Origin of the sequence: Synechococcus sp. A15-28, from assembly GCF_014280175.1 — a bacterium.
Lineage (GTDB): Bacteria > Cyanobacteriota > Cyanobacteriia > PCC-6307 > Cyanobiaceae > Parasynechococcus.
In genome coordinates this window covers 1,042,100-1,054,043 of sequence record NZ_CP047931.1, presented here as the reverse complement: position 1 = coordinate 1,054,043, position 11,944 = coordinate 1,042,100, and the positions used below count along the sequence as shown (strand labels likewise).

Below are 11,944 nucleotides of genomic sequence, written 5' to 3'. Positions count from 1 at the left end.
TTCGACGTTTGACCTGATGCCAGGACGACAACGACCGGTCGTGATGGCGACCGGACTCACCACCGGCTTAGCCTTTGCGATGTCCTTGGCGGGCTGCAGCGGTGCACCATCGACGAATGACCCGGTTCTGAAGATCGGTGCCATCCCGGATCAGAACCCCGAGAAGTTGAATCGGTTGTACGGATCCCTCTCGGATGAACTGAGTGAATCCCTGGATGTCGACGTCCGGTACGTCCCTGTCAGTAACTACGCGGCTGCTGTCAGCGCATTCCGCAGCGGCAGTCTTGATCTGGTCTGGTTCGGTGGCCTGACCGGTGTTCAGGCCCGTCTGCAGACGCCCGGGGCCAGGGTGCTGGCCCAACGGGACATCGACGCCAAATTCACCAGTGTGTTCATCGCCAACGGCGCCAGCGGACTCCGGCCCATCACCAGTGCCGATCAATTGGTTCAGTTGAAGGGTCGCCGTCTGGCCTTCGGCTCGGAAAGTTCCACCTCCGGACGGCTGATGCCCCAGTACTTCCTCGGAGAGAACGGAGTCACCATGGGGGATCTCGCAGGGGGTGGACCCGGTTTCAGCGGCAGCCACGACGCCACGATCGCTGTGGTCCAGAGCGGCGCCTATGAAGTGGGCGCTCTTAATGAACAGGTCTGGCGCAGCAATGTCGATGAGGGCCGCGTCGATCCCTCCAAAGTGGCGGTGATCTGGCGAACTCCTCCCTATGTGGACTACCACTGGGTGGCTCGGCCCGATCTGGATGAGCGCTTCGGGGAAGGATTCACCGATCGCGTGCAGAAGGCTCTTCTGTCCTTGACTCCCTCAACGGAACGGGGAGCGTTGGTTCTGGACCTGTTCGGCGCTGAGAGCTTCATCCCCGCCCAGAACGAGGACTACAACAAGATCGAAGCGGTGGGGCGTCAACTGGGCAAGGTCCGCTGATGGCGGTACTGGAGCTCCGCCGGGCTGGACTGACCGGTCGGCTCCAACCCCTCGACCTCACGATCCGGCTGGGGGAGACCACCGTTCTGCTGGGGCGGAGCGGGGCAGGCAAATCCAGCCTAATCGGCCTCTGCAACGGAAGCCTCCTGCCCGATGAGGGCAGCGTTCTCTGGCAGGGGCACGACCTGAACCGTTGTCGACCAGCCCAGCGACGGCAGATCGGAACCCTCTGGCAGGACCTCAGGCTTGTGGAGGAACTGACCGTGCTTCAGAACATCAACACCGGGGCCCTGGGCCGCCATTCGCTCCTCTGGGGTTTACGCAACCTGTTGCAGCCGCTGGAGCCGGAGCTGGGGGACGTCCTCCTGCACCAGGTGGGACTCAGCAACGGGCTCCGTGATCAACGGGTGTCCGGCCTTTCAGGAGGCGAGCGCCAGCGGGTGGCCCTGGCCCGGCTGTTGCGTCAGCAACCGATGCTGACCCTGGCTGATGAGCCGTTGTCCGCCCTTGACCCACGCCTGGCGAACGACGTCCTCAACCTGCTGCTGGATCAGTCGTCCTGTGTGATCAGCCTGCACCGACCCGATCTGATGCATCGGTTCCAGCGAGTGCTGGGGCTGCGTCAGGGTGAACTGGTCTTGGATGCAGCGCCCTCAGCCATCACCGAAGCAACCCTGGCATGGCTCTACAGCGAAGGCTGAAGCCGGCACCAGTGCTCGTGGCCCTGGCTCCAGCACTGGTGGTGCTGCCTCTGGGGATCGTGCTGTTGCGTGATCTCCACGGCGGTGGAGTGGAACAGATCGGTCGGTTCTGGCTGGCAGCCCTTCAACCCTCCCTGGATCCAACCCTGCTGAAGCATCAGCTTGCAGAACTGCAGATCACCGCTCTGACGGCGCTCCTGGCCTGGAGCCTCAGCAGCCTTGCGGGGCTGCTGCTGGGGGTTCTCAGTTCGACGACGATCTGTTCCACCCTGACCGGACGGCGCTGGCCGGCGGTGGTGCTGCGTCGTTGTCTGGCACCACTGCGATCGATCCATGAACTGATCTGGGGCCTGCTCCTGCTTCAGCTGTTCGGCCTGAACGGATGGGTGGCTGTCCTGGCGATTGTTCTGCCCTACTCGGCTGTGCTGGCCCGCGTTTTGGCAGATCAGCTGGACCAGCAGGAACTGCCCGCGCTCATCGCCCTGCGATGCGCTGGCGTCCCCGCGGTGATCAATCTGTTCACCAGCCTCATGCCCCCCGTGGCCGCTGCACTGCGCGATCACATCGGCCACCGTCTCGACTGCGCCCTGCGATCTGCCCTGCTGCTCGGGATTTTCGGCCTGGGGGGGTTGGGGACCGAGCTGATGCTGAGCCTGCAGTCCCTGCGCTTTCGTGAACTGTGGAGCGGCTTGTGGTTGATGGCCCTGCTGCTGGCGTTGATGAATCTGGTGATCCGACGGCTCTCCGCCCGTCATGGCCTGTTGCTGCTGACCCTGGCGCTGCCGCTGGTCACTCTCCTCTGGAGCCACAGACTGAACCACGACCTCTCTCTGCCCCGATGGATCCAGGGGGCCCCATGGCCTCCATGGGCTCAGTTGCGAGACGGTCTCACGCAGGCATGGGTCGAGACGCCGTGGCTGGAGCTGGTCGGCGGAACGCTCCTGATCACAGTGCTCGCCTCCGGGGTGGCCATCGGCCTGCCGCCGTTGCTGCGGTTGATCGCCCCCGATGATGGTGCTGGACGGATGCTGAAGGCTGGTTGGCTGCTGATGCGATTGTTGCCTCCACCGTTGACGGCGCTGTTGTTGATGCTGGCCAGCAAGCCGACCCTTGCTGTGGCGGCGCTCGCTTTGGGGCTGCATCACAGCGGCGTGATGGGACTGGTGCTCGAGGACGGACTCGAGCGGGTGGATGGCCGCCACCAGCAGGCCATGGTTGCCCTCGGCGCGCCACGGCGCTCCGCCTGGCTGTTCGGGGTGCTCACGCCAGCGAGCCGGCGCTATCTCGCCTACGCCGCCTACCGCAGTGATGTGATTCTTCGGGATACAGCGGTGGTCGGTCTGGTGGGTGGTGCCGGTCTGGGCTGGCAGCTGATGGAGGCCCTGTCCTCCTTTCACTGGCCGCAGGTGGGATGGTTGATCCTGGTGTACGCCGTTCTGACGCTCCTCGGGGAGCTGGCCTCTGAACAGCTTCAGGAGAGGGCATGAAACCCAAACAGCTGCTGGTGATCGGCGACAGCGGCGTGTATGGCTGGGGAGATCGTGAGGCCGGGGGCTGGTGCGAACGCCTGCGCTTGGAGTGGATGCAGTTGCCGGCGGCCCCGGTGATCTATCCCCTGGGCATCCGCGGCGATGGATTGGAACGGGTGGCCGCCCGCTGGCGGGGGGAGTGGCAATGTCGCGGCGAGCTGCGGCGGCAGACACCGGACGGTGTGCTGCTGGCAGTCGGATTGAACGACACGGCACGGGTGGGCCGGCCGGATGGCCGCCAGCAACTGACCACCGAGGCCTATGGATTCGGCATGGGACAGCTGCTCAGTGAAATGAAACCGCTGACCCAGGTCCTGGTGATTGGCCTCACACCCGTGGATGAGCACGTCATGCCCTTTGCCGACTGCCTCTGGTACAGCAATCTGGACGTGGAGGCCCACGAAGCGATGCTGGCTGAAACCTGTCGCGATGCCGGCATCCCGTTCCTCCCACTGCATCGGTCCATGCGAGAAGAACCCGACTGGCTGAGCTGGATGGAACCCGATGGCCTGCATCTCAACGGCGAGGGGCACCACTTCATCCAGCAGCGCATCAGCACCTGGAGCGCCCTGCAGACCTGGGCAGGATTGTTGCCACTTACCACAACAACGCCGCTTCGTGGGTAATGGCGGCCAACTTGGCCACTAATATCTCCGAACCCTGACCTTCGGATGTGGTGGCCGATCGTTCCTTCGAGCAAACAGCTGGACAGTCCACGACGCAACAGCCTCCCGCTCAGCGGAAGACCACGCTCAAGTGGGACGACAACGGCGAACTCACCTCGATCGACATGGCCCGCATCATCGATCGCCTCACCCAGCCGGAATTGAATCGTTGCGACCTGGATACCCCCTGAGCCTCAACTGGGCGCCATGCTCGCTTTCGCCTCCGCATAAAAGCTGAGGTCAATGCTGCTGCGTCCCGCCTCATTGGCCATCGACTCAACCCGCCGACGCACGGCAGGTCGAACGAAGAAGGGCACATCCTTTTTCAGAGCGGCGAGGGCCTCCGGTTGCCAATCCATTCACAGAGCTGCTGAGTAGCGAGACCCTATCCGGCACCTTGGTGCAGAGATCGGGCACCAAGGTGGGCGGTCGGACAGGCCGGAATCACAAACGCTGAAGACAGTTGCTTCAGCACCATGAACACTTCCGGATGGCAGCGACGCGAGCAGCGGCGGAATCTTCCCCCTGAGCTCCAGCGACGCAACATCAACGTTCTGAATTATCTCGGCATCGCCGGGATGATCGCCTCTCGCCAGATCCAGCGGGGACCAGAAGAGCGGGACGACCTGGAACAGGAGGCCCGTGTGGGTCTGATCCGCGGATGGGAGCGATTTGAACCTCAGCGCGGTCATAAGCCATCAACATTTGTGAGCAGCGCTGCCAACGGTCAGGTGCTCCATTTCCGCCGGGATCGGGCCAGCACGATTCGCGTCCCCTGGCGGCTGCGCGACACCTACGTCAAAGGCCAGAAGCTGCAGCAAGTCCAGATCCAGGCTGGTCGGCCGCCCCTCTCGGACATGGAACTGGCCGCCGCTCTCCAGATCACGGCTCAGCGCTGGCGGAAGGCCTGCAGCAGCCAGCAGGCGCAACGGATGGTGCCCATAAGCGCGATCCACGAGCAGGGAGCAGGCCCGGACCATGACGATCAGGAACAACGCTGGTTGGACGGCGCTCTGCAACTGCTGAAGCCACAGCAACGGCAGTTGCTGCACCGCCACTTCATCAAAGGGGACAATGTGCGAACAATCGCGTCGGCCACCGGCGTGCCGCAACATCAGCTGCGCAAGTCCATCCGAAACGCGATCAAGCTCCTTCAGCGGTTGGCAGAGCAGGACGGTCTGCTGCCGTTCAGATCCTGCCGACCATCAACAGCATCGCCATGAGGGCGGCCAGCAGCGTCTGCAGGGCATTGACCAACTCATTGCTCAGCCAACTGATTCGATCCTGAGCGACAGCACCCAGCAGACTCTCCGCCAGGGTCGCCACCAGACCGATCAGCATCACCACCAGGCTGATGCTGAACGACGGCAGCAGCTGCAGTTGCCACATCACCAGGGTCATCACCACGCTGCCGGCGGCACTGGCGAGGGTCCCCGCCAGGCTGATGGCTCCTTCGGTGCCAGGGGGCACAGGCCGCAGGGTCGTGATCAGCACCGCCCTGCGGCCCCAGCGCTTGCCGATCTCGCTCCCGAAGGTATCGGCGAGCTTGGCGGCGAAACTGGCCGCAAAACCAACCAACAACAGAGGTTGGGGTTCCACACCTGCACCGATCAGAAGGGCCAGACATGCCCCGGTGGCGGCTGATCCCCAGACGTTTTCCGGGCCACGGCGTCCCCCCCTGGCTTCAGCGAGTCCGAGCGCTTCCTTCTGACGCAGGCCGAGCCTGGTCACCAGGCTGCCCAGCACCAGATACGCCACCACGGCCACCCATCCCCGCCAGCCGAGACAACCCCAGAGGATCGTTCCCAGCGCTCCGGCATGGACCCAACCGACGGGGGTGAGCAGCGGCGCTCGCTGGGCCCCTGCGATCAGGACGGTGTTGAGCAGCAGAGCGTGAATCCAGATCATTGATGCCGTGTTGCAGTGCCGTAAGCAAAGCCCGCGAACAGGGCCTTGCATCGGAGAATCATCGCTGTTGTCAGTGGAACCCTCGGCATGCTGTTCAACCAGAACAAGAGCTTCTTTCTGACGCTCGATGAGAGCGCCGAGCCGGTCCGCCTGGACCTGCCTGAAACGGTCGCTGTCGAAGAGAGCTCCACGCCGCAGGAGGAACCTCAGGCCGAGGTGGTGGTGACCACCGCCCCAACGTCGATCCCTGCAGAGCAGCCCGTCGCTAGCGGTACAGCCAACGACACAGCAGCGGTTCAAACCACCGCCGAGGCCATCGCCGCTGAACTCGCCGCAAGCCAGGCCGCTCGGCCCGCCGTGACGATGAGCACCTATGCCCCGTCCAACCTGATGCCGGGTGCAGGCCTGCGGGCTGGCAAGCGCCGTCCCGGCGCCGGCATGAAGGGCTTCATGACCATCGCCGGCGACCTGTTCAAGAGCTGATCGGCATCAAATTCATCCATCCCGCCACCGCAGCAGCTCAACGCTGCCCCGCACGGCGGCCGTTGAGCTACGCAGAATTGTGTGTCCCAGGTGCACCGGCTGCCACCTCCTGGAGCAGATCAGCTGATCCTCAGCATCGCTCCAGCCGCCCTCAGGACCCACCAGCAACCAGACCATGCCGTCCGAGCCAGGGGTCCCTTTGAGCCAGTCGCTCAAGGCTGGGGTATCGGAGCGACGGGTGACACCCACGGCCACGGGGTGCTGGCCACCGGACCACTGATCAAGGCTGCAGACGGGTTTCAGAGCTGGTGCCCAGAGGCGTTCACACTGCTCCACCGCCTCCTGGAGAATCGTGGACCAGCGCTCGGGCCGGCGCTCCGCCTGGGGGGTGCAGCGGTCGGCTTGAAGCGGTTGAATCTCATCCACCCCCAGTTCACAGGCCATACGCAGCGCGTCCTCAAAGCCGCGACGAATCAGGGCCAGCCCCAGGCCCAGCCGCGGCGACGGGGCAGGTTCGACTTGTTTAGAAGGACCGGAAAGCTGCAAAGCATCGGCGCTGATCAACTGGGCCTGCCAGAGCGACCCGCAGCCATCGACCACGGCGATGCTGTCTCCCACTCGGCAACGCAGAACACGACGCAGGTAGTGCTGTTCGGACGCCTCCAGTGGAATGGCCGGGTGGTTCGCCTCAACAGCCGCCAGCCGTTGCGGGGCCATCAGCAGCCGCCGCAGCTCAGCCACCTGACGGGAAGAGGCTGTCGGGGTGGTCCTCCACCGGCCAGTCCTCATTGACACCGCCGATCAGCAGCTCTTCGATCTGCACCACATCCGTATCCAGCTGACGCAGGGCATTGATCAACACATCGATCCCAACGCCATCGCTGGTGCCCATGTCGACCCAGCAACGGCCCCATTCGGCCTGATACTCCAGCTGGCCCATGTTGTGCATCAGGGCTGGCATCACCGAATCGGCTTCGTCGTTGTCGTAAGCCATCCAGCTGAGATCAGCACCTTCCTCATGGACCTGAAGGTTTTCGGCGTTGAAACCGCCGAGGCGACCGATCACATACCAGCTGTCGAAGATGCCATCGACGTAATTGCGCTCCCCCTGACTCGGCGGTGAAGCGAAACGCAGCCAGATCCAGCAATTGAACGGATCCACCTCGCGGAAACGAACGTCCATGGAGGGACCAGTGAGGTGACTTCATCATCGGTCAAGCTGTGGTCCATGCTCGACCTTCAGTCCCTCGACTACGCGCCGGCCACCGCGGCACGGCCACTGCTGACGGATGTCTCCCTCAAGGCCGACATCGGCCGTCCTGTGCTTGTTGCCGGAGCCAGCGGCAGTGGCAAGACAAGTCTGCTGGAGGTGATCGCCGGCCTGAGTGGCCAACTGCGGGGCAGCATCCGCTGGAAGGGGCGAGAGCTGAGCAAACGGCAGCGACGCTGGCTCAGTGGAATGGTGTTTCAGTTCCCGGAACGCCATTTCCTCGGGTTGACCATTGCCCAGGAACTGCGCCTCGGTCACCGGCGACTGGACAGCGATCAGCTGCAGACAGCACTGGACACCGTCGGCCTGACGGCCCTGCGCATGAGCGACGCACCGGAACGACTCAGTGGCGGCCAGCAACGACGCCTGGCCTTAGCGGTGCAGCTGCTGCGCGGGGCGGAACTGCTGCTGCTGGATGAACCGACGGCAGGGTTGGACTGGTCGGTCCGCGCCGACGTGCTCAATCTGCTGAGCAACCTGTCAAAGCAACGGGTGCTGATCGTCGTGACCCATGAGCCGCAACTGTTCCACGATTGGGCCTGCGAGCGGTATCGGCTGCGGAACGGCTGTCTGGAACCGGTGACTACATTGCCCGGAGCTTGAAGGGGTTCCATGGCCGACCGCCTGGTGAGAGCGACAGCTGCAGGGGGTGGCATTCGACTGGTGGCGGTCTCCACGACCAACACCGTGCGGGAGGCACGGCGGCGTCATGAGCTCTCCTACCTCTCCACCGCGATGCTGGGTCGGGCCATGGCCGCCGGCCTGATGCTGTCCAGTTCGATGAAAGTGCGGCACGGGCGCGTCAACCTCAGGCTCGGCTCCGATGGACCACTGAAGGGACTGATGGTGGATGCCGGCCGGGATGGAACGGTACGGGGATACGTGGGCGACAACACCCTGGAGCTGGATCCGGTGATCGACGCCGATGGGAACCACAGCTTCGACTTCAAGGCCGCTGCCGGCACCGGTTATCTGCATGTCATGCGCGATGACGGCAAGGGGGAACCGTTCAACAGCACCGTCGAACTGGTGAGCGGCGGGATCGGTGATGACGTTGCCTCCTATCTGCTGCACTCAGAGCAGACACCATCGGCGGTGTTCGTCGGTGAACGGATCAGCAGCCAGAAACTTCACAGCAGCGGCGGACTTCTTGTTCAGATCCTGCCCAAAGCGGCCGAAGAACCTGCGCTTGTGGAACTCCTTGAACAGCGCTGCCGCGAGATTGATGATTTCAGCGGACGACTGGACCGTTGCGGCGACCAGCTCGAGGACCTGCTGGTGGATGTTTTCCCGGATCTGGATCCCCGCCCCCTGGAGGACGCGGATGCCCAGCATCCCGTGCGGTTTCACTGCCGCTGCAGTCGCGAACGCAGTGTGGCCGCCCTGATGCTCGTCGGACGAACGGAATTGGCCGACATGTTGGAGAAGGACGGTGGAGCGGAACTCACCTGTCACTTCTGCAACAACCGTTATGAAGTCAGCGGCCCTGAACTGGAGGAGCTGATCGCCGAGCTGGCACCAGCCTCTTAGGCCAGCAACAGCGAAGCAAGCCAGAGCAGAACTGCCGCAGGCAGGGCTTGAGCCTGCTCGAGGCTCAAGCTCAGCTGGCTGAAGGCTGTGGGGGACAACGATGCCGTTAGGACTCCGCCCACCACCAAGCCGAGGCCAAGCACCAACAGGCACCAACCGAGGGAAGGAAGAGGACGGCGACCCCGTCGGATCTGACTCAGGAAACAGCCGATCAGGCCCAGGGCCAGGACCAAGGAACCGGAGCCCTGTGAGAACAGCAACAGCAATAACGCTGCTGCACCGGCCACCAGGCGGACCACCAGACCCTGGCCCTCAGCCAGAGACCATGACGGAGACATCCCGGAGAGGGAGGGTGCGGCCTGAGGAAGGCGAGGACGAAGCCGCTGCAGAACGCTGACCCCCAGAAGAGACGGCACGGATGGACTGGCAGACGCCGCCGACTCCTCCTTCTGCGACGCCGTCGCGGCAGCGGCACTGACCTGTCCCTGCTGGCGGTCTCGGAGGCGAGCCATCAGAACAGCGTCGTAGGCGGCTTCCACTCGAGCCTTGGCCTGGGGATCGTCATCGGTCTGGGCCAGACAACGGCTGCGGGCCGCCTGAACCTCATCGAAGCTGGCCCCTGGGGCAAGGCCCAGCCGGGCGTAGGGATCCTCCGAGCCGGACGAAGGACCGGATTCACCGACGGCAGCCATGCCCTTTCAGTAACAACATGACAAGAGCGTATCGAGACCAGCTCAGAACAGAGCCTTGCCGTGACGGAAACCCTCAGAACGTTCAAGGTTCTGACGGCAACTCAGGGCCTCGGAGCGGTTCAACCAGCGGCGACGCTTGATCAGGGGCATCTGCGGAGGGAGGTGGAACCCCTCCAGCATTTCGACGGATTCACGGCCGGAACGAAAACAGACGTACTCGGTGCCGCCGTCCGCCGTGCTTCGCACAAGCCAGAGACTGTCCAAGTGATCGCCACGAATCAGTCCGAGCAGTCTGGCGATCAGAAGCGTGGCCTGTGAGCCGATGAGGGCTTGCAGACCGGCGGCCAGACAGCAACAACTTGCATACGGTTAAGAGATGGTTAATGATGAATCACTTGGGCTGATCGCCATGAACACCCTGAACGAGCTCCTGGCCTTGATGGCGGTGGAGGAAAAGGCCAGAACCTGTCTCTCCCGCGCTGAGGCACAGCGCTGCATCAACGAAGCCGAACAACGGCAGCGCAATTTGTGGGGAACCAAGCGGGCGGTGCGCTTCAGCTCCCGCTGAACGGACCCTCAGAGACTGATCGGCTCCACCCCACTCACCACAGGAGCCACATTGCTCAGTTCGAAGTCGGGGTGGTCCTCCTTCAATTGATTCAGGTTCCACTCGTTCTTGAACAGAAGAACAGGCCTGTTCCAGGCATCGCGGACGGTTTTGCAGTTGAAAATCCGGCCCAGCTTCTCCAGCTCCGGCCAGCCACCAGCGACCCAGCGGGCCACCTGATAACCCAGGGGTTCCAACCGGGTTTCGACGCCGTATTCGCTCTCGAGGCGATGCTGAACCACCTCCAATTGCAACTGACCAACCGCCGCCAGGATCGGATCACGCTTGCTCTCATCGACGTCGTAAAGGATCTGAACCGCACCTTCCTCCCGTAATTCATTCACGCCCTTGCGGAAGTTCTTGAACGCGGAGGGGTTTGGATTACGCAACCAGCTGAAGATCTCCGGGCTGAAACAGGGAATACCCTCAAATTCCACCTTCGGCCCCACATACAGGGTGTCGCCGATGGAGAACATGCCTGGGTTGTTCAAGCCGATCACATCGCCCGGGTAGGCGTCCTCCACCACTGCCCGATCCTGTCCGAACAGCTTCTGCGGTCTGGATAAGCGAATCGCCTTACCGGTGCGGGCGTGCTTCACCGTCATATCTTTCTCAAAGCGCCCGCTGCAGACCCGCACGAACGCGACCCGATCCCGATGGCGGGGATCCATGTTGGCCTGGAGCTTGAACACAAACCCGCTGAACCCCTCCCGCAGCGGGTCGATCAAGCCTTCGCTGCTGGAACGGGCAATCGGACGCTGGGCCATTTCCAGGAAAGCATCGAGAAACGGCCGCACCCCGAAGTTCGTCATCGCTGAGCCGAAGAACACCGGTGTGAGTTCGCCGGCATGCACCATCTCGATGTCGAGCTCGGCACCGGCGGCATCGAGTAACTCCATCTCCTCGATCGCCAGATCCAACAGCTCCTCTTCCACCAACTCCCGCAGGGCTGGATCATCAAGGGACAGCTTCTGTTCCTCGGCCTGCTTGCCCCGCTCGGCTCGACTGAACAGAACCACCTCGCGGCTGCGGCGGTCGATCACCCCCCGAAACTGCTCACCGCTGCCGATGGGCCAGTTCACGGCCCAGGGGGTCAGCTCCAGTTCGGATTCAATCTCGTCCAGGAGCGTCAGAGGCTCCCGGCCGGGACGGTCCATCTTGTTGATGAAGGTGAAGATCGGAATCTTCCGCATCCGGCACACCTCAAACAACTTGCGGGTCTGAGGCTCAAGGCCCTTGGCGGCGTCCTCGAGCATCACAGCGTTGTCGGCAGCCGCCAGGGTCCGATAGGTGTCCTCGGAGAAATCCTGGTGACCAGGGGTATCCAGCAGGTTGATCGTGGTGGTGTCGTAATCGAACTGCAGCACTGTGGACGTGATCGAGATGCCCCGCTGTTTCTCCAGCTCCATCCAGTCCGAGGTCACCTTGCGTTGTTCGCCGCGGGCCTTCACCGCACCGGCTTGCTGAATCGCACCGCCGTACAGCAGCAGCTTTTCCGTCAGGGTTGTCTTGCCAGCATCCGGGTGAGAAATGATCGCGAAGTTGCGGCGACGGTCCACCGCCTCCGCCACCAATTCGGCCAGGTCTGTCTCACTCGCCGTGGTGCTGCTCATCGCTCGCTG

At 63.3% G+C, this 11,944-nt stretch carries 17 protein-coding genes; 10 read left to right on the top strand and 7 right to left on the bottom strand.

What is annotated here, in order from left to right:
- The first annotated feature begins 16 nt into the window (after positions 1-16).
- The 5 genes from SynA1528_RS05785 to SynA1528_RS05765 are packed head-to-tail and all read left to right on the top strand — an operon-like array spanning position 17 to position 4,023.
- Positions 17-937, top strand: coding sequence for a putative selenate ABC transporter substrate-binding protein (locus SynA1528_RS05785; protein WP_186588095.1), 921 nt, complete (start codon positions 17-19; stop codon positions 935-937).
- Positions 937-1,638, top strand: a complete 702-nt coding sequence (locus tag SynA1528_RS05780; protein WP_186588094.1) for a phosphonate ABC transporter ATP-binding protein — start codon at positions 937-939, stop codon at positions 1,636-1,638. Before SynA1528_RS05785 ends, SynA1528_RS05780 begins: the two co-directional genes overlap by 1 nt.
- Positions 1,617-3,125 (top strand): ABC transporter permease family protein, encoded by a 1,509-nt coding sequence (locus tag SynA1528_RS05775; protein ID WP_186588093.1) that lies wholly within the window; start codon positions 1,617-1,619, stop codon positions 3,123-3,125. The genes SynA1528_RS05780 and SynA1528_RS05775 overlap by 22 nt, the downstream gene beginning before the upstream one ends.
- Positions 3,122-3,793, top strand: coding sequence for a GDSL-type esterase/lipase family protein (locus SynA1528_RS05770; protein WP_186588092.1), 672 nt, complete (start codon positions 3,122-3,124; stop codon positions 3,791-3,793). The genes SynA1528_RS05775 and SynA1528_RS05770 overlap by 4 nt, the downstream gene beginning before the upstream one ends.
- Positions 3,794-3,843: 50 nt before the next feature.
- Positions 3,844-4,023 carry a DUF8633 family putative protein gene (locus tag SynA1528_RS05765; RefSeq protein WP_286187925.1) on the top strand — a complete coding sequence of 60 codons (180 nt, stop codon included), beginning with the start codon at positions 3,844-3,846 and terminating at the stop codon, positions 4,021-4,023.
- A gap of 3 nt (positions 4,024-4,026) precedes the next feature.
- Here SynA1528_RS05765 and SynA1528_RS05760 read toward each other — a convergent pair whose 3' ends face one another.
- On the bottom strand, positions 4,027-4,191 hold the full coding sequence (locus tag SynA1528_RS05760) for a PCP reductase family protein (protein ID WP_186588090.1): 165 nt from the start codon (positions 4,189-4,191) through the stop codon (positions 4,027-4,029).
- 117 nt (positions 4,192-4,308) lie between these two features.
- Between SynA1528_RS05760 and SynA1528_RS05755 the strand changes: the two genes are divergently transcribed.
- The gene (locus tag SynA1528_RS05755; protein ID WP_186588089.1) at positions 4,309-5,055 is read left to right on the top strand and encodes a sigma-70 family RNA polymerase sigma factor; all 747 of its coding nucleotides are present in this window, start codon (positions 4,309-4,311) and stop codon (positions 5,053-5,055) included.
- On the opposite strand, the gene SynA1528_RS05750 is transcribed toward SynA1528_RS05755, so the two are convergent.
- Entirely contained in the window at positions 5,021-5,740 is a 720-nt protein-coding gene (locus SynA1528_RS05750; protein WP_286187924.1) for a TIGR00297 family protein, read from the bottom strand. The genes SynA1528_RS05755 and SynA1528_RS05750 overlap by 35 nt on opposite strands.
- A gap of 45 nt (positions 5,741-5,785) precedes the next feature.
- Here SynA1528_RS05750 and SynA1528_RS05745 point away from each other — a divergent pair, with 45 nt between their 5' ends.
- Positions 5,786-6,223 (top strand): hypothetical protein, encoded by a 438-nt coding sequence (locus tag SynA1528_RS05745; protein WP_286187923.1) that lies wholly within the window; start codon positions 5,786-5,788, stop codon positions 6,221-6,223.
- Positions 6,224-6,235: 12 nt separating this feature from the next.
- On the opposite strand, the gene SynA1528_RS05740 is transcribed toward SynA1528_RS05745, so the two are convergent.
- Positions 6,236-6,964 (bottom strand): 16S rRNA (uracil(1498)-N(3))-methyltransferase, encoded by a 729-nt coding sequence (locus SynA1528_RS05740; RefSeq protein ID WP_186588087.1) that lies wholly within the window; start codon positions 6,962-6,964, stop codon positions 6,236-6,238.
- The gene (locus SynA1528_RS05735; RefSeq protein ID WP_186588086.1) at positions 6,957-7,406 is read right to left on the bottom strand and encodes a DUF3531 family protein; all 450 of its coding nucleotides are present in this window, start codon (positions 7,404-7,406) and stop codon (positions 6,957-6,959) included. The genes SynA1528_RS05740 and SynA1528_RS05735 overlap by 8 nt, the downstream gene beginning before the upstream one ends.
- 45 nt (positions 7,407-7,451) lie before the next feature.
- Here SynA1528_RS05735 and SynA1528_RS05730 point away from each other — a divergent pair, with 45 nt between their 5' ends.
- Together SynA1528_RS05730 and hslO are read left to right on the top strand one after the other, a co-directional pair.
- Positions 7,452-8,096, top strand: a complete 645-nt coding sequence (locus SynA1528_RS05730) for an ABC transporter ATP-binding protein (RefSeq protein ID WP_186588085.1) — start codon at positions 7,452-7,454, stop codon at positions 8,094-8,096.
- 9 nt (positions 8,097-8,105) lie between these two features.
- Complete coding sequence (hslO, locus tag SynA1528_RS05725) at positions 8,106-9,023, top strand: Hsp33 family molecular chaperone HslO (protein ID WP_186588084.1); 918 nt, start codon at positions 8,106-8,108, stop codon at positions 9,021-9,023.
- Here the strand turns inward: hslO and SynA1528_RS05720 are convergent.
- The gene (locus SynA1528_RS05720; protein ID WP_186588083.1) at positions 9,020-9,715 is read right to left on the bottom strand and encodes a CPP1-like family protein; all 696 of its coding nucleotides are present in this window, start codon (positions 9,713-9,715) and stop codon (positions 9,020-9,022) included. The two genes, hslO and SynA1528_RS05720, sit on opposite strands and share 4 nt — an antisense overlap.
- Positions 9,716-9,757: 42 nt before the next feature.
- Positions 9,758-9,979: a hypothetical protein gene (locus tag SynA1528_RS05715; RefSeq protein ID WP_186588082.1), complete on the bottom strand. Its 222-nt coding sequence runs from the start codon at positions 9,977-9,979 to the stop codon at positions 9,758-9,760.
- 145 nt (positions 9,980-10,124) lie between these two features.
- Here SynA1528_RS05715 and SynA1528_RS05710 point away from each other — a divergent pair, with 145 nt between their 5' ends.
- Entirely contained in the window at positions 10,125-10,283 is a 159-nt protein-coding gene (locus tag SynA1528_RS05710) for a hypothetical protein (RefSeq protein WP_186588081.1), read from the top strand.
- 8 nt (positions 10,284-10,291) lie between these two features.
- Here the strand turns inward: SynA1528_RS05710 and SynA1528_RS05705 are convergent, their stop codons facing one another.
- A complete protein-coding gene (locus SynA1528_RS05705) occupies positions 10,292-11,935 on the bottom strand; it encodes a peptide chain release factor 3 (protein ID WP_186588080.1) in 1,644 nt (547 codons plus the stop codon).
- Positions 11,936-11,944: the final 9 nt, after the last annotated feature.

Excerpts from the sequence above, each read along its gene's own strand:
- SynA1528_RS05705 (WP_186588080.1), bottom strand. The coding sequence starts at position 11,935 with ATGAGCAGCACCACGGCGAGTGAGACAGACCTGGCCGAATTGGTGGCG.
- SynA1528_RS05710 (WP_186588081.1), top strand. The coding sequence starts at position 10,125 with ATGAACACCCTGAACGAGCTCCTGGCCTTGATGGCGGTGGAGGAAAAG.
- SynA1528_RS05775 (WP_186588093.1), top strand. The coding sequence starts at position 1,617 with ATGGCTCTACAGCGAAGGCTGAAGCCGGCACCAGTGCTCGTGGCCCTG.
- hslO (WP_186588084.1), top strand. The coding sequence starts at position 8,106 with ATGGCCGACCGCCTGGTGAGAGCGACAGCTGCAGGGGGTGGCATTCGA.
- SynA1528_RS05770 (WP_186588092.1), top strand. The coding sequence starts at position 3,122 with ATGAAACCCAAACAGCTGCTGGTGATCGGCGACAGCGGCGTGTATGGC.
- SynA1528_RS05730 (WP_186588085.1), top strand. The coding sequence starts at position 7,452 with ATGCTCGACCTTCAGTCCCTCGACTACGCGCCGGCCACCGCGGCACGG.
- SynA1528_RS05750 (WP_286187924.1), bottom strand. The coding sequence starts at position 5,740 with ATGATCTGGATTCACGCTCTGCTGCTCAACACCGTCCTGATCGCAGGG.
- SynA1528_RS05780 (WP_186588094.1), top strand. The coding sequence starts at position 937 with ATGGCGGTACTGGAGCTCCGCCGGGCTGGACTGACCGGTCGGCTCCAA.
- SynA1528_RS05760 (WP_186588090.1), bottom strand. The coding sequence starts at position 4,191 with ATGGATTGGCAACCGGAGGCCCTCGCCGCTCTGAAAAAGGATGTGCCC.
- SynA1528_RS05720 (WP_186588083.1), bottom strand. The coding sequence starts at position 9,715 with ATGGCTGCCGTCGGTGAATCCGGTCCTTCGTCCGGCTCGGAGGATCCC.
- SynA1528_RS05785 (WP_186588095.1), top strand. The coding sequence starts at position 17 with ATGCCAGGACGACAACGACCGGTCGTGATGGCGACCGGACTCACCACC.
- SynA1528_RS05755 (WP_186588089.1), top strand. The coding sequence starts at position 4,309 with ATGAACACTTCCGGATGGCAGCGACGCGAGCAGCGGCGGAATCTTCCC.
- SynA1528_RS05735 (WP_186588086.1), bottom strand. The coding sequence starts at position 7,406 with ATGGACGTTCGTTTCCGCGAGGTGGATCCGTTCAATTGCTGGATCTGG.